The sequence below is a fragment of the Vibrio sp. 1F279 genome (assembly GCF_041439815.1).
GTDB classification, from domain to species: Bacteria; Pseudomonadota; Gammaproteobacteria; order Enterobacterales; family Vibrionaceae; genus Vibrio; species Vibrio tasmaniensis_A.
In genome coordinates this window covers 34,626-59,355 of the sequence record NZ_JBGOOU010000005.1, presented here as the reverse complement: position 1 = coordinate 59,355, position 24,730 = coordinate 34,626, and the positions used below count along the sequence as shown (strand labels likewise).

Below are 24,730 nucleotides of genomic sequence, written 5' to 3'. Positions count from 1 at the left end.
ATGTAACAACGAGTTGTTCATGTAAAAATCACCTTATACAAGCAGTGGAACGTAGCTGGTCCGGTCCGTGGGGTCATTCACATATCCATGTGACGGCTTGTATTGGCTAAGCACCGGCTTAAAACCGGAAAAGAAGTATAAACAGTTAAGTGAGACTTTCATCACATTTTTCAACGCAAACGATCGCGCGGTCAAGGATTAAACAAAACGCAGTGTTTATCGTCATTTTCGTTCTTCAAAAACTGTAAACAATCTGTATAAGGTTGAATTTGGAATGTTAAGTCCTTAAGCGTATGAGCGTAACCTCTCGGTTAATTCTGTGTGATTATTACCACTTTTCTGTGTTCTCCCTCATTTACTATGACTTCAAGATTCATCTTAAGTTTAGATGCGTATATACTTTGCATTATCTCCCCCCATTCATTATCTATAAAACGAGAAGAGCTGATCAGATATAACAGCCATTGAGACTAAGAGAGGAAACACGTGAAGAAAATGGAAGCTCCGCACGACATGAACAATGGAGCTAGATTCAAAACAAATAGACACGGCTATGTGACAGTAGTTGAGTATTATAATACCTATACCGTTATTGTCGCGTTTGAAAACACCGGAAATATCCGCGCTATCAGTGCGGCGAAATTACGTACAGGTCAGTTAACCGATCGCTCTGTCGCACCTGAATCAATTATGATTGGTGAAAAGGTTGAATCCGTTAAGCATGGAATATTAACGATTACCCAAGTTGAATCTGAAAATATTGTGGTTCTGACCAATATCAATAATGAAGAAATTAGAATGTTATTGCCTGCCGTACAGAAAATGAAAGATAAAACCGAAGAAATAGATGGTGAAAATGTTACCTCGCCAAAACCGACTTCTCTTAGCCAACTAACTAAAAGAAATAAAAAGACCAAAGACGTTAATAGCATGCTTAAGAAAATGCTTACCGACTACGGTCGATACGATTAATTCTCTATTTTCTTCAACAGACCCTCTATATATTTACATTCCAATAGATAAATACATTCCCCCCCAACCTTTCTCAATAGATACGTTGCATATTCGTGTGAAAAGTTAAATTTGATCAAAGTCTCACTCTGGATCTTTACCACACACAAGCGAGACCTCCGTCACAATCTCATTTTAGCTTTGTGATGGAGATCTTATTGAAATCTCAATATTTCCATTACTATGCTCCCACACAATAAGAGAACGCAGTTTCTCAACCCCTAAAATCCAATTGAGACAAATATTATGAAAAAGATTCTTGTAGTTTGCGGTAACGGCCTTGGTACTTCACTAATGATGGAAATGGCAGTGAAAGAAGTGGCTAAAAAAATCGGTTTCGAAGCGGAAGTTGATCACGAAGATCTGTCATCAGCTGCATCAAGCAACGCGGATATTTGGGTAGCAGCAACAGACGTTGCAAACCAACTGAAAGAAGGCGGAAAAGAGAACATAATCAGCCTTAAAAATATTTTTGACAAAGCATCAATCGAAGAACAACTAAAAACTTTCATGTAAGGTCAAAATTATGCAGAACTTTTTCGAATTCATGCTCGGCTTATTAAAAGAGCCAGCAATCATGGTAGGCTTAATTGCTTTCATTGGCCTTGTTGCACAGAAAGCTGATATTTCCACCATTCTAAAAGGCACAATTAAAACCGTAATGGGTTTCCTAATTTTAGGTTTTGGTGCTGGCGCTCTTGTTGGCGCACTAAATAACTTCTCAGTTGTATTTACTGAAGCATTCGGCGTAAGTGGTGTTATTCCAAATAACGAAGCAATTGTTGCATTAGCACAAGAAGCATTCGGTTATGAAATGGCTCTAATTATGTTCTTCGCATTCGTTGTGAATATTTTATTGGCTCGTATTACTCCTTTAAAATATATTTTCTTAACGGGTCACCACACAATGTTCATGTCTATGCTAGTAGCGGTAATTCTGTCTACAGCAAACATTGAAGGCACAGTTCTAGTCGCAATCGGCTCTATCATTGTGGGTACATTAATGGTTGTGATGCCAGCGCTAGGCCAAAAGTACACTGAAAAAGTGATGGGTACTGATCAACTGGCTATTGGTCACTTCTCGACACTGTCTTACATCGTGTCTGGCTTCATTGGTAGCAAATTCGGTGACACATCAAAATCAACAGAAGACATCCAAGTTCCTAAAAGCTTAATGTTCCTGCGTGATACGCCAGTAGCCGTAGCAACAACAATGGCTATCTTCTTCATGCTTGCGTCTATTATTGCGGGCGGCGAGTTTGTAGAAACAGTATCAAGCGGTCAAAACTGGGTTGTATTTACCTTCATGCAATCTCTAATCTTTGCTGGTGGTGTTTACATCGTATTACAAGGTGTGAAGATGCTAATTGCTGAAATCGTTCCTGCATTTAAAGGTATCTCTGACAAACTAGTACCAGGAGCAAAACCTGCTCTAGACTGCCCTATGGTATTCCCAGTAGCACCAAACGCGGTACTAATCGGTTTCCTTTGTTCTTTCGCGGCTGGCCTACTAGCAATGGCAGTTCAAGGTGCACTTGGTTGGACAATCATTGTAGCGGGTGTGGTTCCACACTTCTTCGTAGGTGGTGCGGCAGGTGTTTACGGTAACGCGACTGGCGGTCTACGTGGTGCAATTCTAGGTTCATTCACGCAAGGTCTGTGTATCTCTTTCCTACCAATGCTACTACTTCCAGTACTGGGTGGTCTTGGGCTTGAAGCAACAACATTTGCTGACTTCGACTTCGGTGTTGTTGGTCTGATTCTAGGATGGATTGTTTCATGAGCCTATTCGATTTAATCGGTAACCAAGGCGTTATCATCAACTCTGAAGAGAACCTAACGGTTGATGCTGCGATTGATTTAACCTGTTCAACACTGTTAGCAAGCAAGAAAATTGAAGCAAGCTATGTTGAAGCTATCAAGCAAAAGCACAAAGACATCGGCGCGTACTATGTTCTAGCACCAAAGATTGCGATGCCTCATGCTCGTCCTGAAGATGGTGTGAACGAAGCATCACTGCAGGTGACAGTATTCAAAAAGGGTGTTGATTTAGAGTCGGAAGACAACGGTGACGTTTACCTTTCAATCACTCTGGCAGCGATGGACTCAGATAGCCATATCCATACTATTATGGCGCTATCAGAGTTGTTCCAAAATGATGATGACATTGATGCCATTATCGCAGCGGAAACAGAGCAAGAGATCATCGAGATCTTAAAGCGATACTAGTTACGCTAAAAGCTGTTACTCCAGAGAAAAGCTATCAGACCGAGCCCTGCTCGGTCTTTTTTTTACACGTTTCAAATGACGATGCACCAGATTAACAAAGAGATGCCCGCCGAAGAGCTTTTCAACTCAGAACTTACCAACTACAGAGCTTCTCACCTAAAAGCATCTCAACTCAATAGTCGACAGACAAGCGCCCCCGGCTCCCTTAATGCATCCACGTTATAGCTAAGTACACGTCCGGCAGACGGCGCATGATAACGACGACATTCGTTACCAAAAGCGTCGTATTGAATCGCCAAAAGATCATCTTGCTCTACGCTTTGTAAAAGCTCGACATGAGGCAACACAAATCCACCAATATCAGCGCGGATAGACACCACATTATTGCCCTCTATCCAATCTATACTTGGCAGTGGCTTTTTGTCTCGTAAACCTTCAGCATCAAGCATCTCGTAGTAAGAAAGAATATTAAAAACACCATCTACGGCTCGTTGAATCATGTCAGGTTGAGTAAATTTCCCCATCCCGACTTCCACTGTAATGCTCGGAATTCCACTTCGATTCCAGACCGTTTCAAGAATACCCGGATCGCCGGGATCATTAAGAACACAATCGGGCTGCATTAACCTCGCCATCTCCAAACATTGCTCTACTCGGTAATCAGCAAACACATAAAGTGGATACACCGCACCACGAGTTTGGGTATGTAGATCAACAGCAAATGTCGCGTTGTGTTTGAGTAAGCGATCCCACAGAGATGCGACGAATCGCTCCGCGGCTAAGCCGTGTGCATCCCCCGGAAAGAGTCGATTAAGGTTGGCAGGGCAAGAGCCCGGATCCGAAGAGATAAAATCGCGGCTGTGGTTAAGCAAGCCAGACAAATTCACAGTTGGTACAACTGTCACCGTGCCTTTTAATGTGTTGCCTACTAAATCTCGGATAATTTGCTGAGCAGCCAACACACCGTTTAGCTCATCACCATGAATCCCGGCAGTGATCAGCAACTTCGGGCCGTCTTGACTGCCTTTGAAAACAGAAACCGGCATGTTTTTAGGTTGCCCTAACCCATCACTGGTTACTTGAAACCAAAACTGATGCTCTCCAATCGGTAAGTCTTCAACATTTAAGGCGCCAATAACCTGCCTACCTTGTAAAACATCGCCTAAGTACTCTGTTTTCATCCAACGTCTCCATCTTGTTGAGCAAAATTTATTCTTTTCTAAGTTTTGGCATCATAGAGGATATCTTAATCAGTACAAACAGTTAATAAGATGAAGAAGCTCTAACCTCACCATAAGGTTCACCCATATCATTATCACCTCACCCAAATAGAAACTTGAAAAAGTAACCGAATAAGGAAATACGAGTGGTATACCCATTCACAAACCACTCAGGTTCCTGAAATAAAAGTGCAATAAAATCAACACTTAAAAAGTTCCCTATTCACGAAAATGTAATTTTACAGAAATGAAAGCTTAATTTAGCTGCTCTAGATTAGTTTCATATCGAAACGGAGAGCGCATTGCTCACGGATTTTAAAATACAAGGTAAGTGATTATGAAAAAGGCAGTTCTAGCTTCTGCAGTGGTAGCGGCACTAGTTTCAGGTTCATCGTTAGCAGCAACGGTTTACAGCTCTGATGGTACAGAACTTAAAATTGGCGGTCGTGCAGAATTCCGTGGTGATTTCATTGGTTCTGGTGGTGCTGAAGTTGAAGGTTCAATGAAAGATAAAACTCGTTTCCGTTTAAACCTTGGTGGTAAAACAGAACTTACAGATACTGCAACGGCATTCGGTTTCTACGAAGCAGAGCAAGACACAGGTTCTGATAAGTTTGAAAACCGTTACATGTACGCAGGTGTTGATTTTGACGGCCAAGCCGTTTCTGTCGGTCGCCAAGATATGGCTTCAGTTATCGTATCTGACTTTACAGATATCACTGAGTTTTCTGGTGTGCAGCAAGCATTCGGTGCAGCTTCTGATAAAGAAGATGGTGTGTTTGCATACCGTGGCGGCTTTGATGCCCTGCAACTAGAAGCCACTTACCAAACCAACAGCAAAAAAGACTCTGACGGCTACGGCATTTCTGGTGTTTACTCACTGCCAATGGGCTTAGATCTTGGCCTAGCCTACTCAGGTGAAGACCTAGGGGAAAATAAAGGTAGCGCAGACCAAATCCTTGCCGGCCTAGCGTATTCTCTAGACAACCTGTACTTAGCTGCAACTTATTCAACAGGCGACCTAGATGATAAAGCGACAGGTACCGATGCTAAGTCATTCACTGCTATGGAATTTGCAGCGCAATACAAATTCACCAAGCAAGTATCTGCTGCAGTCGTATATACTTACCAAGAAGATGAAATCAACAGCGGAGCAAAAGTAGACGCTGTCGACGGTATTGAATTAGCTGGTTACTACAAACTAAACAGCAATTTCCGCACATACCTTTCTTACTACGTTAACGGTTTAGACGAAGTTAAAAATGCAAAAGGTATCGTGACAGCTGGTGAAGACACACTTCGCCTAGGTGTCCGCTACGATTTCTAATCTAAATCGACTTTAGATAGAGACTAGAAAGGTTGGGCGGTTGCTCAACCTTTTTCATATTCAAATATTCTGACCAACTTCATCAATGCTTTTTCTGGTTAAGTGGTGCTAAATCCGTATCATAGGTGAACCACATCAAATAATTAGAAGCATCATGTCACAACACCATCCGATCCAAGGCGCTAGCTGGATGCTAACCGCAGGCCTAGCCTTTGCCGTTATTAATAGCCTAACTCAAGTCGCTAGCATTCATTTCGGACTTACTTCTACCACCGTTGCCGTCATTCAATACGCCATCGCGTTGTTCGCTATTCTTCCTTATCTGAAAACGCTGGGCATTCGCCGCGCGCTAAAAACCGACAACCTAAAGTTGCACGTATTCCGTGTCTTCTTGTCTGTTATTGGTATTCAACTTTGGATATGGGCATTGGCTTACCCAGTACCTATTTGGCAAGGCATTGCCCTTCTCATGACGTCGCCATTGTTTGCAACCATAGGCTCAGGACTTTTCCTCAAAGAGAAAGTTGGGGCTGCTCGCTGGGGCGCGACCTTAGCCGGCTTCGCTGGTGCGATGGTGATTCTAGAGCCGTGGGCAGAAGACTTTAACTGGGCAACACTGTTACCGGTTGGCGCGGCTTTCTTCTGGGCATGCTACTCACTCATGGTGAAAAAACTCTCTTCGCAAGACAGTCCTTCAACCATGGTGGTGTACTTGCTGCTATTGATCACACCATTTAACATCCTGCTTGCCGCGCCAGATTGGCAGACTCCAAGCGGCGGTACAATTTGGGCTATCTTGATTGTTATCGGTGTTATGACGGCACTCGCTCAATGGGCAATTGTAAAAGCCTACTCAGTTGCTGATGCTTCGTTTGTGCAACCTTTTGACCACGCGAAATTACCGTTAAATGTTCTAGCGGGTTGGATTGTATTTAGTTGGGTTCCACCGGGTCGTTTATGGCTAGGGGCTGCTATTATTATTGCGTCAGTTGCATTTATTACCCATTGGGAAACGAAAAAACCGGCGAAAATAAAGAAAGTTTAGGATCGATGAAATAAATAGTTCGACTGTCCGTTCTATATGGATAAGAGAATTCAAACGAGGCCGTAAGCATGAAGAAACCAGTCAAGATTACACTATACCGTTGGGCAGGCAGCTGGGGTCCATTTAAAGTTAATATCCCATGTGGGGAATGTACCCTTACCAAAGACATTCTTAAGGATACTTTTGAGAATGAATTATCAGGTGTCGATGTCGAACTGGAAGTGAAAGATTGGTTGTCTCACTGGTGGGAGCCGCTAAAACTGGGTTCTTGGCATGCTCCAATCCTTGTTGTTGAAGGCAAGGTTGTAAGCCAAGGCGAAGCGCTTAACCGCGGTGTGTTAGTTCAATCTGTGATTAAAGAGTGGACCAAACGCGACAGCCTAAAAGGCAACATCGTTTATGGTAAAGCGACCTGCCCATTCTGCGTTAAGGCCAAGAAAATGCTTGATGAAGCGGGTGTTGAATACCAATACCACGATGTCGTAAAAGACAGCGCAGCTTTGTATCGTATGATTCCAGAGGTCAAAGCGCACATTGGTGAGAAAACACCAGTAACCGTTCCTCAGATCTGGCTCGATGGTAAATACATCGGTGGAGCAGACAACTTAGAAGCATGGATGAAAGAAAATGGTTTAGATACCATTCCAAATAACGTTGTCGACCTGTCCAACCAATCGGCAGGCTAAACTCACACAGAGTTACAAATCCGATCGTGAATTAATCAGTGTTTTTTGTGTCCATCCACAACAAAACGAGCGATGACCTTCATTAATCGCTAAAACGCAAAAGGCCTTAAACTGAACTAGCCCCAATAGTTGGACACCAGTAAGTTTAAGGCCTTTTTAAAATCCGTTTTTGAAAATGCTTATTTCGCCATTTTCTTCATCATTCGCTTAATGAATGATGCTTTTTTGGGCTTTGGCTTGCCATACAATGCTTCGTGCATCATGTTTTTTGCTACCATTTGACCAAGGTATGCGTGGCCTAGTTCGTAATTCATGCTTATCTCCGCACATAATCGATTTTCTTATGCGCGGATTCTACACTTAAAGCGCCCAAAAACAAGATCTAAATCACACTTTTAGTGTAATGTCACCAGTAAGTTACAATTCAAATTTTCATTTAAACATCCATAAAAAAGCAGCTCAAGAGAGCTGCTTTAAAAATAGTTTTTTAGAAACCTAATTGCTTAGAAATCAACCAACATGAAGAAATAACTTAGAAAACAAACAGTTAAGAAAACTAGCTACGCTTTGGCTGTCTGTAAGTTTTACCTGCAATTTGGTATGTGTCTTTTTGCTTTAATTCGAACATAGTTTCAAAGAACCAAGCTGCAAATTTGATTAAGTCATCGCCTTCATTCATCACATGTTCGATGTACTCTTGCTCTTCGCCTTGTTCATTTTCTTGAAGCGTCACGTGGTAAATACGCTTTTCGCCTTCAACTTCAGCTAGCGCAAATTGACCTGTTAGTGATCCAGCAGCCTCAGCGACTTCTGTATCCTCATTGGATTTCAATAACTCAAGTGCTTGAGGCAAGCCATCTAGTGCGCAGATAGCTTTTACCAGTACTTCAAATTCATTTTGCTGCATGTTTATTACCTATTAAATGGACGCTGGTATTGTAGAAAACCATCCATACAAATACAACGTATTAACGACTGTATGCTGAACTATAGCGAGCTAGCTGTTTAACTGGTCTGTACTTCAGCTGCTTAACTGTACTCAACTTCGGTAGCTGTGGCTTTCTTATTCATTCTCGTTGAAGACCAAAGTACTGTAGCCATACAAGCGCCAATAATCAGATAAAACACGCCGAGCTGTAGGTGAGTCGTCACCCAACTCTCGACTAGATATCCACCAAGTAAGCCCGCCAAACACATCTGAATTGAACCTGACAGTGCCGACACCGCGCCCGCTTTCTTCTTATGAGGTTCTAATAGCATACTGATCGATAGAGGGAAGGAGATACCTTGAGCGATAGCTAACCACGTAAATGCCCACACTAAGTTAAAGATGGATAACTCATGAGTAAGTAACCAAGTCCCTGAAGCTAAAATGATCAAAATCGCAAGACTCATCAATTGTGGTGTACTAAACCTACGATTGAGCAAGTTCAAAGCCACGCTACCAATCAGTAAGCCAGCCGAAGGGACTATCATCAACGATCCGTATTCAGCGGCTGTCAGCCCCAATTGCTCTTGCATTAAGAATGGAAACAGTGATAGCGACACCAAACTCGCCATGTAACTCATCCAATTATAACTGGCACTGGTCAACACTTGGCGATTCGTCAACAAACGGCCGTAGTTCTTGACCACTTGACTGACTTCAAAGCGGCTCTTTCCGTATGGTAAAGTTTCATGAAGAACAAAGTAGCCGAGAGTGAATATCGCCAGTAAATACACAAGAACAAACAGGAACACCGCCTGCCAACCGAGGTGGAATGAGATCCAACCACCAAACACGGGCGCAATAATCGGCATGATCGAAGCGGTGACCGAAATATAAGACAGTGCTTTGGTCAGTTGAAGGCCATCATAGCTGTCGCGCAGCACACTTCGCCCAAGAACCGAGGCACTACCCGCCCCTAGACCTTGCAACAAGCGACCAACCTCTAACGCCGTCATGTTGTCGGAAAAAACAACACAAACAACAGTACCAATCAAATAAACACCCTGACCTAACAAGAAGATAGGTCTTCTCCCCACGGCATCGGACATCGGCCCATAAAATAGCTGAGACAAGCCAAAACCCACAAGAAACAGCGTAACGAGCAGCTGTACATCTACCTGAGTCACACTTAAGTCTGAAGCAATTAGCGGCAATGATGGTAAATAGATACTCACCCCCACCTGTCCTGTAGCAATGATCATCATGGCTAAGAGTAGCGGTGTTTTTTTAAAGGTCGATTGGCTCAAAAAATTCCCTATTCGTTTGTTATTTGTTCATCAGATGAGTTTACATTCAAAACCAATAATTGATAATTAGCTAAATTGGAATTTAATTAAGTCCCAACAGGAAATAATATGGATTGGATTCTTAACGTAAAAAGTTATGTAAAAGTGGTGGAAGAAGGCAGCTTCAATGGCGCAGCACGTAAACTCAATACCACCAGCTCAGCGATCAGCAAAAGAGTGAACTGGTTAGAAGAACGTATCGGCACTCAACTATTAAAGCGCACCACGCGCTCAATCAGCCAAACCGAAGCGGGAGCTCTCTTTTATCTGCGAGCCAAGGATCAGCTCGATAATTGGCAATCGATTATTGATGAAACTCGATCGGTTAACCAAACGCCTGCGGGCCTGCTAAAGATTGGCGCAACCATTGCTGTTGGTTCTAAGTTTCTCGTGCAATACATGGACGACTTCTTAGAAAAGTATCCAGACATTAAAGTACAGCTTATCACCACCACGCCAGGTCAATTACCTGAGCTTGGCTTGGACCTGGTGATCAGTCGTGAACTGGAACAACTCAACTCGTTAAGCTTCAAGAAAACACCACTGTTTGAACACAAAGCCAGCTTTTATGCCGCTCCCAGTTACTTGGCTAAACATGGTTATCCCATCAACGAGCAAGATTTAGAACAACACAACTCCTTAATATGGGGAGAGCGTCCTATTCGTGAAGTCACGCTAACTAAAGGACAACGCATCACTTTGAACGGTAACTTTGCGACCACCAATCCTGAGGCTTTGTTTCATGCCGCGAAGCGAGGAATGGGCGTACTGTTAACCATCAAAGCAATGATCAAAGAGGATCTTAAACAAGGGACACTGGTTCCAGTATTACCAAATATAACAGCCGACGAAGTGATGGTTTACGCGTACTACCCTAAGCTTGACTACTCGCATACACGAACCAAGCTATTTTTAGACCACCTAAAAGATAGGCTAGACAAAGAAAGAAATAGTCAAGTTTTGTGAAATATATCGCACTAAATTTGAAAAATCACACAACACGACCAATAATAAACTAGACGCATATCAAGATTATTAATGCAAGTTGCATTGTTAATATTTAAGACAGTGCAGCTACAAGATCGTATACACAAGATCATACACATACAGCTTACACACGATTCTGGTTGGCTACGGATGGTGACTATGACTCAACATACACGCAATAGCATGATAGACACAGAGCACATTGGGCGCTTACTCAAATTGGAAGGTATCGACCTTTTAGAGTCTGCCGTGCTTACTTTGCATCAAACCTTCGGTACTCAATACACCAGTATCATTGAGAAAAAGCACTTTCCCGATCAAATGGTTCCTTTGGTAATTGCCCATTCTGACCATGTACTGCATGACAAAATAAACGCACGCCATGGTCACATATACCAACAAGCCGTTAATCAAAAACACCCAGATTGCTCATTTGCTCAGTATATCGTTCAGTCACTCCCAACATCAGCATTTAGGCAAGAAATCACCTCACAGAACTCAATCGCTATCCCAGCACGCAGTCAAAGTGGCGAAGTCATGGGTGTGCTTTTCTCAACCTTTAGTTCGCCTATGAGTACAGATCAACAACAAGACGTGATAAAACACCACCAGTTGTTCGCAGATATCGTCATTCACACCTTGCGTGAAATGTGGTTCAACGACCGTTCTGAGCAACTGGTTAATCAACTCAGCTACGAAGTATCACACGATAGTCTAACTGGGCTATTAAACCGTAGCTGCTTATCAGACACCTTGGAATCGATCACTCAGCAGAGTGTCACTCCCTTCACGCTCGCTCTGCTCGACATCAATAGCTTCAAAGCCATCAATGATATGCACGGTAATTATATTGGCGATAAGGTACTTCAGTTCGTTGCAGAGACCTTGCGCCGAACCTTGCCCGACAACAACCTGACGTTCCGGACGGCTGGCAATGAGTTCGCATTCATTACCTATCATTCAGACCCAATAGCGGTTTGCGAACAAATTCTGGATAAGATAAAGCAAGGTTACACTAGTATTGATATCAAAATCGATTTCGACGTCAGCATCGGCATTGCCCGGTCAGATGGAGACAATAAAGACGTAGAGCAAATCATCTTCAACACCAGTTTGGCGCTAAAAGAGTGCCAGCATAGTCAAGATACTCATATTCAATGTTACGACACTCACCTAAGGGTTCGTTACCAAAGGAAAGCCGAGTTAATCGCCGCCTTACGAAGTGAGCTTGATAGCACCATATCAGACAGTCAGGCACCTAATGACAATGGAATGTACGTGGTTGTACAACCAATCGTTGATCACATTGATACACGATGGGATTACTTCGAGGTGTTAACTCGTTGGAAAACCACAAGACATGGCGACATCTCGCCAGTGGAGTTCATTCAGGTAGCGGAAGAATCGGGGTTGATTGTGGAACTAGGTGAACGGATCATCGAATTGGTATGCCGCGCTAAAACAACATTGGAGCGAGGCTTAGGCTACAAAGTTAAGCTTGGAATAAACTGCTCCGCTCACGAGCTTACCGATTCTAAGCGTTATATTTCCTATCTCACTCGAACGATTGAACAGCATCACTTTAAAGCAAACGAGTTTGTCATTGAGCTAACCGAAACCGTGCTGTTATCTCCAACTCAAGAAACAAAGTCAGCACTCGACTTTCTAAGGGGACAAGGGTTCACGATCGCTCTAGATGATTTCGGTACTGGTTACTCAAGCTTAAATTACATTCATAGCTACCCTATCGATTGTATTAAGATTGATGCCACCTTTATTCGAAACTTGCTGACAAACTCAACATCCGAAAGTGTTGTGTGGTTGATTGTTCAACTGGCACACAGACTCAATGTGTCATTGGTTGCGGAAGGCGTTGAGAAGCTTGAGCAATTAGAAAAGCTGCACGCAATGGGGTGTGACAAAATTCAAGGATACCTCTACTCTCCACCTATGCGACCAGAAGCTATCGTTAGCTACGTCACTCACTCAGAACCTCTATCCTAAACGCCGTTCACTACCTCAACCTAAAATCAAAAAGCCGCGAGCGTATCACTAAACATTAAAGTATTTAGTTCTGCACTCACGGCTTTAAAGGCTACATCATTACTCGCAACCATCTAGCTAACGGTTACCTTGACGGCATACAGTCAGCTATTAGCTATTATTCGATTGTGTTTCTAAAGCTTTCTTTAATAGCTTGTCGGCTTCATCTCTAGCGGCTACGAATGTCGCTTTTTCCTTTTTAGGTACGGAATCGGCCATCGGAATATTCGCTTTCATTGCATTGACAGGACGACCACGTTCGATCAATTCGTAATGTAAGTGCGCCCCCGTCACTCGGCCCGTTTTACCGGATAAGCCAATACGCTGACCACGAGATACCGTTTGTCCTTTACGAACGAGGATCTTACTCAAGTGTAGGTAGCGTGTTTTGTATGTGCTGCCATGCTGAATCACCACATAGTTACCAGCATATGGGTGCTTACGAGTCATGATCACTTTACCATCACCTGTTGCTTGAACGGGTGTGCCAATTGGCGTCGCGAAATCTGTGCCGTTATGCGGAGAGACTCGCCCAGTCACAGGGTGTAAGCGCTTAGGATTAAACTGAGAACTTTGACGCCAACCACGGCTCACCGGGTAACGTTGGAAAGCGCGTTGTAAGCTATCGCCATTGGCATCGTAATATTGTCCGTCAGTGTGTAAGTACGCTGAAACAACACGGTTACGGTTCATGATCTTGATCGCTTCGATTTCACGTTTCCCGGTTGCAACACCATCAACGAATTGCGCTTTTTGAAGCACTTCAAACTGATCACCCGCACGTAAGTCTCGGCTGAAATTCAGCTTATCTTTAAGAAGAGTCACAATATGGTCAATCTCAATACTGTTCAGGCCAACTTTGTTCGCTGACATCGAGAAACTGCCATGGATATCGCCCACTAAAGGCTTTTGCTTCCATTCACCCGGAATAGAAATGTCTTCGAATTCGTAGCTGCCGTCATCAAGCAGTCGATAAACCACTTTGTCCGCGACACTAAATTGAAGTTCCATTTTTGAAAGGTTGCCCGTCGCTTCGTCACGCCAAAAACGTAATGTATTACCCGGACGAAGCGTGTCTAACGCAAGGAAGTTCAAATCGGTTTCCATCACGCTCATCATCGAGTTATAAGAAAACCCAAGCTGAGTGAAGATGCTACTTAAGTTATCGCCTGATTGAATTTGATATTCAAACGTCGGTGGCTCAATAACGGTAGCAGAAGGAGGTGACAGAATTGACTCAATAACGGTTGAGTCTGGCAAATCAAGATCGATCGTTTTCGTCAGATTTGATTGTGAATATTGCAAAGCAACACTAATCGCTGCAATAAGTGGCAGTCCTAAAATTGCTGCTTTTTTTACAGGTGAAAGCTCAGCAAACGGAAAGGAAAATATTTTTGAATACACGGTAAACAGGTCTTTCTACGATATAAAAGCACAGGATATGCTTTTCAGGCGTATAAATCATCATTGCATTGTCATAATATGATGTGAATCTGCGCAATCTCGGCTAAGTCATTGAGTTACCGTTAATGAAATAGGCACAACTCAAAAATTTAATGAACGAACGATTTAGACATTAAAAAGCAGAAACATCTAGCTCCTGCTTTTTAATTAATTCATACTATTTCAATTAAGTCGTGCTATTTCAATTAAACGTTAACTGTCGATACCAAGCAATTATCTTCACCAAATTCATTCGGGATATAACGATCAGCATTCGCATCGTTCACCCATTGTTGATCATCAACTAAGTAGCGAAATTGAAACTCGCCATCTTTCGGAAGACGAGTTTTAAACTTGTAAACCTTCCCTTTCGCCAGTTTTTTCATTGGCGTCGCTTTCCAATCCAGAAAGTCAGCAACGATTGATACAGAATTAGCTTCTTGAGCTTCTAGCTCGAAAGTCACTTCAACTTCATCTTTCGTCTTAAAAAAACGTTTATTAATCATTCGCAAGCTCCATTTGTAAAGTAAGCAGACACAAAGCTAAGTGTGTCTAAATTTCATTCATCTACTTAAGATAATATGTAATTTAGCTCACATAAACAACAGTTCCTTGCTCTAACAAAAACGTCATTGCTGATCAATTGATTGCGTATTGAAAGAAAAACTCATTAACACCTTTTCAGATTGCAATTCTAGAAAAGATTGTTCCGCAGAATGTCGAGTAAAGCCGATAAAACCTTCCCCAGAGAGTTTGCTTTGTGAATCGAGCAGCTGAGTAATCTCTAAAGTTTGGATTCTCACACGGTCACCAAGAAAGAATTGGTCAACTAACACGACGCGGCTTCGATGCTGGTCATGTTTAAACAGGCCAATATAATAGAAAACGCCACTGCCTTGGTTAGATACCCACATAGGTGCAACAAAGAAACTCGCCTTGCCTAACGTGACACTTGAAAGGTTGTTGGTGTCTACGGTGACCACACCACGCTCAACACCGGAGTCATACCGCCCAAACGCGATTGATCTTGGTCCATCGACTTCATTAATAAAGGCGTACGCGTTGGTTTCAGGAACTTTGATTGTCCATGGGTTAGTCGTCTTCAAATCAAAAACGGTTTCAACAACAGGGTCATAACTGACTTGAGAAGAAGGAAACTTCGCCAAGATCTCTTCGTCACTTAAGCTAAAGCGATAAATACCCGCCAGTATCACCACAACCAACATGACAATAGGAATCAGTAAAATCAGAGGTATAGGTAAGATTTTCTTTTTCATGAGCAATTATATTCTTTTGTTTTCATCCAGTTGTGCAGACCATAAAGGGCTTTAGTATAATTATCAATACAGGGTTAACCAGAAGTGGAGCATGGATGGATATCAATCATATTAAAGAGAGAAATATCAGAAGTTGCGAATGCCGCTGTGGAGCCGTCAATTTAGTCTGCAGAGGCGAGCCTCAACGCACCTCCGTATGCCATTGTTATGAATGTCAGAAGCGCACCGGAAGTGTGTTCGGGGTTCAGGCTCGATTTCCCATAGAACAAGTGACACTCAACGGAGAGGTCACCTCCTTTTCACGTATCAGTGACACGGGCAATGAAGTCACCTACCAGTTTTGCCCTAAATGTGGCAGTACCATGCTATTGCAGTCGGTTGCCGCCGCCGATTTTTATGTCGTCCCGCTCGGACTATTTAAAGAGCAAGACTTTCCGCTACCAAGCTTTTCAGTCTACGAAGAACGCAAACACGGATGGGTCAAATTTGACCACCAGATGAGTCACTACAACTAGCCTGTTACTGACCATTTTCTCTATAAAGCAACAGTATTGGAACAAACTGCAAGACTGTTGCCTAAGATCAAATACCAACGTTCTACAACGCTAGCGTATCTTTTCGCTAGCGTTATAATCTGCTCCTCTTTTTAACCCAGGGTGAACCACATGATTTCTAAACTACCTCGCTGGGTTGAATACGGCGCCTTACTGTTAGCGGGCCTTGCTGGCAGCGTTAATGCTATTGGTTTACTCGGCTTCCAACATCAAGCTATCTCCCATATTTCAGGCACCATGTCTTTACTTGGCAGCAGCCTGCTCACGCCGACTTCAACTTCTATGCACCTCCTGCTAATCATTATGAGCTTTATGCTAGGTGCCGCGTTCAGCGGATTCTTTATCGAAAATCAAGCATTGAAGTTAGGACGCCGTTACGGTGTTGCGCTATGTATTGAGGGTGGATTGCTGTTCTTGGCGCTTTGGGCACTGTTACAAGGCTACACTTCAGGCCAGTATTTCGCTTCAGCCGCGTGTGGGTTGCAGAACGCAATGATCACCACCTATAGCGGGGCGATCATTCGCACCACACACATGAGCGGGATCATCACAGACCTTGGGATCATGATTGGCGCACGCTTAAAGGGGATGCCTTTTGACCGCCGTAAAGCCAAACTTCTTATGTTCATCGTTGTTGGCTTTCTGTTTGGTGGTTTAAGTGGTGCTTGCCTGTTCCAGCGCTTTGAAATTTTGGCACTGGCTTTCCCTGCCTCTTTCGCGTTCATTGTCGCGTTTAGCTACTGGCTCTACCTAACTTATCGAACTGAAGCCTCAGTAAATTTATAAACGCCTAGTAATAACCATGAGAATATGTAACATCTGCAACACTTTATTCTAAACTCATGTTGTGTTGCAGAATAACCTGTGTGAATATTTAGCGATATTTGATGAATAGTATTGCAAGTGATATTAATACTCGGTAATCTTGCACCCAATGAGAAAATACGGATGTTTAGAGAATAAAAATGCCAAGGATGTGGCTTTTTTACATGTAGAAATACGAGAATAATTAACATGTCTAACAACACGAATACTGCTCAACCAGAGAAATCTAAAGGCAGTTTCTGGGTTTTCTTAATCCCATCTCTGATTGGTTTGTTCCTCTTCATGGCGCCAATTAGCTACCAAGGTGATCTCACGATCCCTGTCGCTATTCTAGCCAAATCAATTCAAGCGGTTTTCGGTGAGTCTCTAGTTGCTATTATCACTGCAATCGTTGCCTTCATGTCTGTAGCTTCCGTGTTAAGCACCATTTTCAAACCTACATTCATTACATCGAATTCATTTCTAAACGGCCTTTTCAACCCATCTCCACTGTGGTTGTTGGTTCGTATTATCGGTGGTGCTGCAGCATTCATGGCTTTCTTCCAAGTTGGCCCTGAGTTTATCTGGGAAGAAAACACCGGTGGTCTCGTGTTAGAGGGCCTATTGCCGACTCTATTTTCAGTATTCATCTTTGCCGGTTTACTATTACCACTTCTACTTAACTTCGGTTTGTTAGAACTGTTTGGCACCTTACTAAGTAAAGTGATGCGTCCAATCTTCAACCTGCCGGGTCGTAGTGCTATCGATTGTATGGCTTCTTGGTTAGGTGACGGCAGCGTTGGTATCCTGCTTACAAGCAAACAGTACGAGAAGAAATTCTACACTCAACGTGAAGCCGCTGTTGTTGGTACGACTTTCTCAGCAGTATCTATCACGTTCAGCCTTGTAGTGATTGCTCAAGTAGAACTAGAGCACCTATTCCTACCCTTCTACGCAGCAATCTGCTTAGCAGGTATTGTGGCCGCGGTAATCATCCCTCGCCTTCCTCCACTGAGCATGAAGAAAGACACCTTCATTGATGGTACAAAACCTCACAAAGATGCTGATGCAATCCCAGCGGGTCACTCGACTTTCTCTTGGGGTCTTGAACTCGCGGTAAATAAGGCATCACAAGTGAAGTCTGCTAAGTCTGTATTTGGTGAAGGCATTCGTAACGCAGTCGACATGGTATTCGGCGTTCTTCCTGTTGTAATGGGGCTAGGTACAATGGCATTGGTAATTGCAGAATACACCTCTGTGTTCTCATTCCTAGGCCAGCCTTTCATTCCATTCCTTGAGCTACTTGGTGTACCTGAAGCGGTTGCAGCGTCTGAAACCATTGTTGTTGGTTTTGCGGATATGTTCATCCCAGCGATCCTTGCCGCTTCTATCGACAACGAGATGACTCGCTTTGTTATTGCAGCAATGTCGGTAACTCAGCTGATCTACATGTCTGAAGTGGGCGCTCTGCTTCTAGGCAGTAAGATTCCCGTGAATATCCTTGAACTGTTTATTATTTTTATTCTACGTACGTTAATTACACTTCCGGTTATCGCTGGTGTAGCGCATCTAATATTTTAAATTAGACGCACTGATACAGTGTAATAAATAACCTGATTTATAATAGCCTCACTTTTGTGGGGCTTTTTTTGCCTAATATATTCACTCTCCGGTTTAAAATACATACACTCTCCTGTTTGAAATATCGCCAATATACGAATTGAGAATATCATTTGATTTCATATTAATTCCCTTACACCTCTCCCTTATATAGTAAATCATACGCATATTAGCCTAATTAATACCCTCCTCACTTTGTTTGCCTTTGATTAAGCCAACTCTTTAACTCATTGAACCAAAAAACAAAAGTAGCAAGTATGTAATTAACTGAGTTTTACGTTGTGCGGGTTGTTGTGTTTTTGTAGTCTATTTTGTGAAATTACATTCAAGTAAATCCCAACAATGTCGATATATATATAATTACAAAAACACGATTAGCTTTAGTTTTCGCAAAGCTTGTGAGAAGAGGAAAACACAATGAAATTTAGCCATAAGGTGGTTGCAGCATCATCAGCCTTGCTATTAGTGACAGTATCATTGCTTTCAATACAGCAACTTTACACCGTAAAAAGTGCTGTAGAGAACCACGTCAATGCAAGCCTGAAAGAGATGGTCTCTGGTATTAAGAACACCGTAGCATCAGAGATGAATGCTAAGAAAGCACTGGCTCAGTCGACGACTGAAGTCATTGAAATCAACCCTCAAGATCGTACCTACGTTCAAAACATCCTAGAAAAGCCAAAACTTAAAGGCAGTTTTCTCGCGGTTGGTTTTGGTTATGACGCAAACGGTTTCGTGATTGAGAATGATGACGGTTGGGACGCGGGGCCAGATTATGACCCACGAATCCGCCCTTGGTACATTGATGCTAAATCCAAAAACAGTTTAGTTGTGACAGCTCCTTATGTGGATGCATCAAGCAAAAAAGTCATCATCTCAGTGGGTACGCCAGTTAAAGACAACGGCCGCTTTACTGCGGGTATGTTCTACGACCTAGAACTGACCAACCTTGCGACCTTGGTAAACCAAGTGAACTTGTTTGACGCGGGTTACTTATTCCTAGTCACTGCCGACGGCACGACGATTGCTCACCCTAATGCTAAGAACAATGGCGAAACGCTATCAAGCTACCTGCCACAAGCGACTATTCGCGAGGGATCTCAACAAATTGAAGTCGACGGTAAAAAGTTCCTAGTGAACTTCACTCACATCCCAAGTGAAGATTGGTACATCGGCGCAATACTTGATGAAGAGATCGCATTCCAAACGGTTGAAGATCTGAAAAACAGCTCGATAATCTACTCTTTAATTGCGGTTATTCTCAGCATCATTGCATTAACCGTCCTTATTCGTGTGTTAATGCGCCCGCTTGAGACGCTTAACCAAGCCATTCAAGATGTTGCGAGCGGACAAGGTGACTTAACTAAACGTCTAGATACCAATACAGATAAAGAGCTCTCTGACCTTGCGAAAGGCTTCAACACCTTTACTGAAAACCTGCAAAATCAAATCATTCAATCCAAAGCGATTGGTGTTGAGATTAAACGTGGCACTGAAATCACAGTAAAAGGCGCGGGTGAGTCAGCGAATGCGATGAATACTCAGCTGCAAGAGCTTGAACAGCTAGCCACCGCAATGAACGAGATGGCCGTTACCGCAACGGAAGTAGCAAACAACGCTCAAGGCGCAGCAGCCGCGGCTCGTGAAGCTGACGATGCGACACTAGACGGTACATCTGTAGTAAGTGACACGACTCAAGCGATTGATAACCTTTCAGCACGTATCGACCAAGCGGTTGCAGAAGTACAAGTACTTGAATCAGCAACAGCAAATATCGAGACGATTCTTAAAGTAATCAACGATATCGCAGACCAAACCAACCTACTTGCATTGAATGCTGCTATTGAAGCGGCGCGTGCTGGTGAATCGGGCCGTGGTTTCGCTGTCGTTGCCGATGAAGTTCGCACACTAGCGCAACGTACTCAAGAATCGACCACAGAGATCCGCAACATGATTGAGCAGCTCCAAGCGGGTGCAAGCTCTGTATCTAACGCGATGAATCAAAGTAAAGACACAGCCACTGACGCCGTTGAACGCGCTCAGCAAGCAAACTCTTCACTTGACCGCATCCGCGACGCGATTCAGCGCATCTCTGATATGAATATTCAGATTGCTTCAGCAGCTGAAGAGCAGAGTTTAGTAGCGGAAGAGATCAACAACAACACAGTTAAGATCAAAGACCTTTCAACACAGGTATCGAACGCAGCTCAAGACGCAAACACAGCAATGCAAGTTCAAACTGACAATGTTCGCCAACAAGACGAACTATTAAACAAGTTTACGGTTTAACCGCCTTAGCGTTTAGCTAACTAACACCTTGTTTAACTAACACCCTGTTTAGTAAGCAATAAACAGCTTTAAATAAAAAACCCCGCTTACTGGTAATCAGTAAGCGGGGTTTTCTTTTCAAGGTTTTCTTTGCAAAATTTGCTTTCTAACTCGTAACAGGCTCGAGCTAGTTGGTCGTCAGCATCATGCACTGGTTGGATTCAACCTTAATAGTTAAGTCCTTACCAACACATTCGAACACTTCGCCAGACAACAGATCCGTCACAGCGCCTGTCCAATTTAATGAGGCCGTCTTGCTTCGTTTCGATTTATTAATCACCACAATGCCTTTGTCGCCACGAACAAACACCAACAAGTCATCATTGGCTTCAACCACCTGCATCGCTTCGCCATGAACATGGTTATGGAATTGAATCATGTTTTTCATATAAGGCGCTTGCCAGTCGTTAAGCCAACGAGGTTGGCCACTCTTGTCCAGAATACCGCTGGTGCTGAGCTCACTGTAAACAAGCGGCACACCGCCATCTCGTCCAAGAATAAAGGCGTGAGCTAATTGCTCGTCGACTTCATCCATCACATGTTCCAAAAACACCTCGTTATTTGGAATGTCATGAGTGACAGCAAAAGTGATCGCTCGCATGTTCGACAGAGCTTGACCAAAACAGTATGGGTTGATCAGAGACTTAAAACTGCCCTGCTCTTCAAAAGCTTTGAAGATGGTATTGAATAGCGGAAAATCATACGCCCCTAAACGAGTGTGTTTAAGGTAAGGCTCGAGGAACAGTTCGTACTCTTCTTTGGTTGCACCACCGTCAGTAATGATCTCGCCAAAGATATGCATTTCTTCACAGATATCATCAGTCCAAACCTTACGTAGATGTGACAGTGTCATGTGTTTCGCTGCGTCGATGCGAAACCCTTTCACACCAATCACTTTCAAGGCTTTTAGGTAAGCTCGCTGCTGTGTAACCACATTGTCGTTGTCTAACAGCGTTGGCAGGCCTGGATCGCTTGCTCCACCAGTAATACGTCCGTTTTGCACCTCCCAAGTGTCTTTCCAGTTCTTGATACCAAACGCTTCGACAAAGTCGTTCTCATCAAACAAAGGTTTAGAAAGATCACCAAACAAACGAACGGATTCGTAATACTCAGAATCTTGTTGGTAAGACGCCATGTCTTGTTGATTTGGATACGTCAAATCACCGCGAATACTCGACTCGTTAGCCATGTGGTTAAACACAACGTCCACATAGGTACGAAGCCCATGTTGCTTTAACGTGTTCACCATTGCAGTGAAGTCTTGCGTATCACCAAGCTGATTATCGATCACACGATAATCTTGGGGTTGATAGCGCTGCCACCATTGGGTACCTGTATCTCGATCACAGCCTTTAGGCCCTCGTAACGACTTCATTGCCGGCGAGACTAAAACAGATTTATAACCCAACTCTTGAATCAGAGGGGCGTTCTTCATTACGTCAGCGTAGCACCAGTCAAAAGCATGCAATATAACATCTGTCGCTGGGGTGCTTAACATAGCTGAACTCTCCATGTTGTTCTCCTACCAAACTCGTTTACAGCTTTCTAGATAAATACAAAGGCTAAAAGGCAAAGCTGCATAAATTTCCTTAAGAATGGTATTTATTATATGAGTTACTCATTAAAACCCCTCCTCCTCCCACCGATTAGTCAAGGTGGATAGTTAAGGGCGTAGCGCCAATTATCGCATAACGTCCGGGATGAACACTCAGCCATAATGTTTTTAAATGCGCCCAAAAATGACAAAAAAGGAGCGTATCTACGCTCCTTTTATTCAATCTAACACATATTAATGACTAAGTTCGGTAAAGAACCTTCACTACGTGCCAGCCAAATTTTGTTTTTACCAGATGTGGTACAAGTGTCTCGCCAGAGAAACAAATCTTATCAAACTGAGGCACCATTTGACCTTTTTTGAACTCGCCTAGGTCGCCGCCCTTTTTACCAGATGGACAGGTTGAATGCTTCTTCGCTAGCGTTTGAAATTTAGCGCCCTTTTTAAGCTGCGTCATGATGTCTTCTGCTAATTCTTTATGCTTCACCAATATATGAAGCGCTGCTGCTGTTCTTGCCATGATAATTCTCAGTTTGTTGCGGTCAGTTTATTTGTGATGATTACGTAGAATTCATCAGAGTACTGACTGTTGTAATTCAGCTTACGGCTAACGACTTGTCGACAAAAGTCCATCAAACGCCTGCGTTTAGCGTGATTTTAACCCAAGAATCATCATTCTTCACTCTATAACCGAAAACAACCCCCTTAAAGATCTTTAAAAACCGCATAGTGACTTGCTGCGGATGCCATTTCCCTTTAAATTAATCCTTATAGATTAAGCGCGTATTAAGTAGGAGCCACTTATGGCCAAACCGATAAGTAAAGCGAGTCAGTCACAGGGAATGCTGATGTTCAAGTTATCCCTCACTCAAAGTTTTGCGATAGGCACGCTTAAGGTCAGAGAAATCGTTCCTTTCCAGCCAATGACCCAAATCCCTTACTCTCATCACCATGTGATTGGTACCGTCACGATTCGCGATCTTACGGTTCCAGTTATTGATATGTCCGCAGCTATTGGGTTTCGGCCGATCACACCGACTGAATACCAAGACTGTGTGCTCATCGTGACAGATTGCTTAAGAACCGTTGTAGCATTCTTGGTTCGTTCGATTGATAAAATCATTGAATGTGACTGGAAGAGTATTGAGTCGCCACCCGCAAGTGTAGGAACCAATGTGTTTGTTACCGGCATTACACGTTTTGAAGATCGTATCGTGCAGATGCTCGACGTAGAGTTATTACTTTCTAAGATTTACCCTGCTTATGAAAACGCACATATTCCGATGCTGACTGATGTCGAAAGAGAACGCCTAAAAGCGCTGAATATTCTACTGGTTGATGACTCTTTGATTGCACGAAAGCAGCTGTCTGATGCCTTAGACAGCATCAACATCCCTTATAGCATTTGTAACAACGGTTTAGATGCTATTGACCTGATGCGCCGTGAAGCTAGCAAAGGCACTGCAATTGATCTTCTCGTGAGTGATATCGAGATGCCCGGACTCGATGGCTATGAACTTGCATTTGAAGTACAAAACGACAGCGCACTCAGTCATGCCTACTGTATTTTACATACTTCACTATCCAGTGAGATATGTGTTGACCGAGCCAATCAGGTGGGAGCACATGAAGCGCTAGAGAAATTCAATGCAGGCGAATTAATCGAAGCCATGTTGCGCGGAGCGAAAGTCCTAAACGACGCGGCTATGACTGCTTAGACACAAAAAAGCCCTCACATTAGAGGGCTCCTAAAGTAATCCGTTAAACGAGCTTACTCGTTAGACACTTTTTTGTGACCTTCTTGCAGGTGAACGAAATCCACTAAGTCGTCGCCAGATACTTGGTATGCCTGACCGAAACCTTTTACGAACAGGCCACTCTCTGCTTTAAGGTTGAATAGAGAAAAATCTTGAAGTTGGCTTAAACCATCAATAATCTCACCAAAACGTTCTTGCATCTGGCCAATAACTTGAGTCCAAAGCTCCGTTTCACGCTCTACAACACTTGCTTGTGCATCAAAGGTTAGACGCTTACGTGCATAAAGCTGCTTAGAGCTCTCTTCATCTTCGATCATCATCAAAGAGACTTGTGGGTTCGCTTTTAAGTTACGAGCATGACGAGCAACGTCAGAAATTAGAACAAAGTAACCTTCTTGGTTCTGTACGAAAGGCGCGTAACTTACGTTCGGGCGACCTTCTTCATCAACCGTTGCAAGTTGAAGGGTACGGCGCTCTTGGCGAAATTCTTTAATTTCTGGACCTAGGCGACCTTGTAGACGTTCTTGTTTTACTTGCTGTTCCATTGGTAATTCCTTTCTTCACTTTCTC

The 24,730-nt window shown here is 43.2% G+C and carries 24 protein-coding genes; 14 read left to right on the top strand and 10 right to left on the bottom strand.

Annotation, left to right across the window (positions count from 1 at the left end; genetic code table 11):
• Window positions 1–495 precede the first annotated feature (495 nt).
• From ACED60_RS05695 to ACED60_RS05680, 4 genes are all read left to right on the top strand, one after another.
• The gene (locus ACED60_RS05695) at window positions 496–972 is read left to right on the top strand and encodes a hypothetical protein (RefSeq protein ID WP_009845706.1); all 477 of its coding nucleotides are present in this window, start codon (window positions 496–498) and stop codon (window positions 970–972) included.
• Window positions 973–1,257: 285 nt separating this feature from the next.
• Window positions 1,258–1,527, top strand: coding sequence for a PTS sugar transporter subunit IIB (locus ACED60_RS05690; protein WP_009845707.1), 270 nt, complete (start codon window positions 1,258–1,260; stop codon window positions 1,525–1,527).
• Between the two features lie 10 nt (window positions 1,528–1,537).
• The gene (locus tag ACED60_RS05685) at window positions 1,538–2,794 is read left to right on the top strand and encodes a PTS ascorbate transporter subunit IIC (protein ID WP_009845708.1); all 1,257 of its coding nucleotides are present in this window, start codon (window positions 1,538–1,540) and stop codon (window positions 2,792–2,794) included.
• Entirely contained in the window at window positions 2,791–3,240 is a 450-nt protein-coding gene (locus ACED60_RS05680; protein WP_009845709.1) for a PTS sugar transporter subunit IIA, read from the top strand. Before ACED60_RS05685 ends, ACED60_RS05680 begins: the two co-directional genes overlap by 4 nt.
• A gap of 167 nt (window positions 3,241–3,407) precedes the next feature.
• Here the strand turns inward: ACED60_RS05680 and ACED60_RS05675 are convergent, their stop codons facing one another.
• Window positions 3,408–4,421, bottom strand: coding sequence for a succinylglutamate desuccinylase/aspartoacylase family protein (locus ACED60_RS05675; RefSeq protein WP_102257520.1), 1,014 nt, complete (start codon window positions 4,419–4,421; stop codon window positions 3,408–3,410).
• Between the two features lie 376 nt (window positions 4,422–4,797).
• On the opposite strand from ACED60_RS05675, the gene ACED60_RS05670 reads away from it, so the two are divergent.
• The 3 genes from ACED60_RS05670 to ACED60_RS05660 all read left to right on the top strand — a co-directional run bounded on the left by ACED60_RS05670 (window position 4,798) and on the right by ACED60_RS05660 (window position 7,518).
• Window positions 4,798–5,787 carry a porin gene (locus ACED60_RS05670; RefSeq protein ID WP_029225491.1) on the top strand — a complete coding sequence of 330 codons (990 nt, stop codon included), beginning with the start codon at window positions 4,798–4,800 and terminating at the stop codon, window positions 5,785–5,787.
• A gap of 154 nt (window positions 5,788–5,941) precedes the next feature.
• The gene (locus ACED60_RS05665) at window positions 5,942–6,832 is read left to right on the top strand and encodes a DMT family transporter (protein ID WP_017097059.1); all 891 of its coding nucleotides are present in this window, start codon (window positions 5,942–5,944) and stop codon (window positions 6,830–6,832) included.
• Window positions 6,833–6,900: 68 nt separating this feature from the next.
• Window positions 6,901–7,518, top strand: a complete 618-nt coding sequence (locus ACED60_RS05660; RefSeq protein ID WP_371694606.1) for a glutaredoxin domain-containing protein — start codon at window positions 6,901–6,903, stop codon at window positions 7,516–7,518.
• A gap of 179 nt (window positions 7,519–7,697) precedes the next feature.
• Here the strand turns inward: ACED60_RS05660 and ACED60_RS05655 are convergent, their stop codons facing one another.
• The 3 genes from ACED60_RS05655 to ACED60_RS05645 form a co-directional block, all read right to left on the bottom strand.
• Window positions 7,698–7,832: a hypothetical protein gene (locus ACED60_RS05655; RefSeq protein WP_012600279.1), complete on the bottom strand. Its 135-nt coding sequence runs from the start codon at window positions 7,830–7,832 to the stop codon at window positions 7,698–7,700.
• A 242-nt stretch (window positions 7,833–8,074) separates the two neighbouring features.
• Window positions 8,075–8,425 (bottom strand): hypothetical protein, encoded by a 351-nt coding sequence (locus tag ACED60_RS05650; protein WP_004731829.1) that lies wholly within the window; start codon window positions 8,423–8,425, stop codon window positions 8,075–8,077.
• A gap of 122 nt (window positions 8,426–8,547) precedes the next feature.
• A complete protein-coding gene (locus ACED60_RS05645; RefSeq protein ID WP_012600277.1) occupies window positions 8,548–9,753 on the bottom strand; it encodes a multidrug effflux MFS transporter in 1,206 nt (401 codons plus the stop codon).
• A 108-nt stretch (window positions 9,754–9,861) separates the two neighbouring features.
• Here ACED60_RS05645 and ACED60_RS05640 point away from each other — a divergent pair, with 108 nt between their 5' ends.
• Together ACED60_RS05640 and ACED60_RS05635 are read left to right on the top strand one after the other, a co-directional pair.
• Entirely contained in the window at window positions 9,862–10,758 is an 897-nt protein-coding gene (locus ACED60_RS05640) for a LysR family transcriptional regulator (RefSeq protein ID WP_017100810.1), read from the top strand.
• Window positions 10,759–10,938: 180 nt separating this feature from the next.
• Window positions 10,939–12,783: a putative bifunctional diguanylate cyclase/phosphodiesterase gene (locus ACED60_RS05635; RefSeq protein ID WP_371727104.1), complete on the top strand. Its 1,845-nt coding sequence runs from the start codon at window positions 10,939–10,941 to the stop codon at window positions 12,781–12,783.
• A 150-nt stretch (window positions 12,784–12,933) separates the two neighbouring features.
• Here ACED60_RS05635 and ACED60_RS05630 read toward each other — a convergent pair whose 3' ends face one another.
• From ACED60_RS05630 to ACED60_RS05620, 3 genes are all read right to left on the bottom strand, one after another.
• On the bottom strand, window positions 12,934–14,226 hold the full coding sequence (locus tag ACED60_RS05630; RefSeq protein WP_371727103.1) for a peptidoglycan DD-metalloendopeptidase family protein: 1,293 nt from the start codon (window positions 14,224–14,226) through the stop codon (window positions 12,934–12,936).
• Between the two features lie 245 nt (window positions 14,227–14,471).
• On the bottom strand, window positions 14,472–14,771 hold the full coding sequence (locus tag ACED60_RS05625) for an isoamylase early set domain-containing protein (protein ID WP_012600273.1): 300 nt from the start codon (window positions 14,769–14,771) through the stop codon (window positions 14,472–14,474).
• A gap of 123 nt (window positions 14,772–14,894) precedes the next feature.
• Window positions 14,895–15,542: a hypothetical protein gene (locus ACED60_RS05620; protein ID WP_371727102.1), complete on the bottom strand. Its 648-nt coding sequence runs from the start codon at window positions 15,540–15,542 to the stop codon at window positions 14,895–14,897.
• 32 nt (window positions 15,543–15,574) lie between these two features.
• On the opposite strand from ACED60_RS05620, the gene ACED60_RS05615 reads away from it, so the two are divergent.
• The 4 genes from ACED60_RS05615 (at window position 15,575) to ACED60_RS05600 (ending at window position 20,809) form a co-directional block, all read left to right on the top strand.
• The gene (locus ACED60_RS05615) at window positions 15,575–16,057 is read left to right on the top strand and encodes a GFA family protein (RefSeq protein ID WP_371727101.1); all 483 of its coding nucleotides are present in this window, start codon (window positions 15,575–15,577) and stop codon (window positions 16,055–16,057) included.
• A 150-nt stretch (window positions 16,058–16,207) separates the two neighbouring features.
• The gene (locus ACED60_RS05610; protein ID WP_009845723.1) at window positions 16,208–16,882 is read left to right on the top strand and encodes a YoaK family protein; all 675 of its coding nucleotides are present in this window, start codon (window positions 16,208–16,210) and stop codon (window positions 16,880–16,882) included.
• Window positions 16,883–17,110: 228 nt separating this feature from the next.
• A complete protein-coding gene (locus ACED60_RS05605) occupies window positions 17,111–18,481 on the top strand; it encodes a YjiH family protein (protein WP_012600269.1) in 1,371 nt (456 codons plus the stop codon).
• Window positions 18,482–18,937: 456 nt separating this feature from the next.
• Window positions 18,938–20,809 carry a methyl-accepting chemotaxis protein gene (locus tag ACED60_RS05600; protein ID WP_371727100.1) on the top strand — a complete coding sequence of 624 codons (1,872 nt, stop codon included), beginning with the start codon at window positions 18,938–18,940 and terminating at the stop codon, window positions 20,807–20,809.
• A gap of 166 nt (window positions 20,810–20,975) precedes the next feature.
• On the opposite strand, the gene ACED60_RS05595 is transcribed toward ACED60_RS05600, so the two are convergent.
• Together ACED60_RS05595 and ppiC are read right to left on the bottom strand one after the other, a co-directional pair.
• Complete coding sequence (locus ACED60_RS05595) at window positions 20,976–22,361, bottom strand: alpha-amylase family glycosyl hydrolase (protein WP_009845727.1); 1,386 nt, start codon at window positions 22,359–22,361, stop codon at window positions 20,976–20,978.
• 283 nt (window positions 22,362–22,644) lie between these two features.
• Complete coding sequence (ppiC, locus tag ACED60_RS05590) at window positions 22,645–22,923, bottom strand: peptidylprolyl isomerase PpiC (RefSeq protein WP_009845728.1); 279 nt, start codon at window positions 22,921–22,923, stop codon at window positions 22,645–22,647.
• Between the two features lie 283 nt (window positions 22,924–23,206).
• On the opposite strand from ppiC, the gene ACED60_RS05585 reads away from it, so the two are divergent.
• Window positions 23,207–24,121: a chemotaxis protein gene (locus ACED60_RS05585; protein WP_122046205.1), complete on the top strand. Its 915-nt coding sequence runs from the start codon at window positions 23,207–23,209 to the stop codon at window positions 24,119–24,121.
• A gap of 53 nt (window positions 24,122–24,174) precedes the next feature.
• Here ACED60_RS05585 and hutZ read toward each other — a convergent pair whose 3' ends face one another.
• Window positions 24,175–24,705: a heme utilization protein HutZ gene (gene hutZ / locus ACED60_RS05580; protein ID WP_122046204.1), complete on the bottom strand. Its 531-nt coding sequence runs from the start codon at window positions 24,703–24,705 to the stop codon at window positions 24,175–24,177.
• Window positions 24,706–24,730 lie beyond the last annotated feature (25 nt).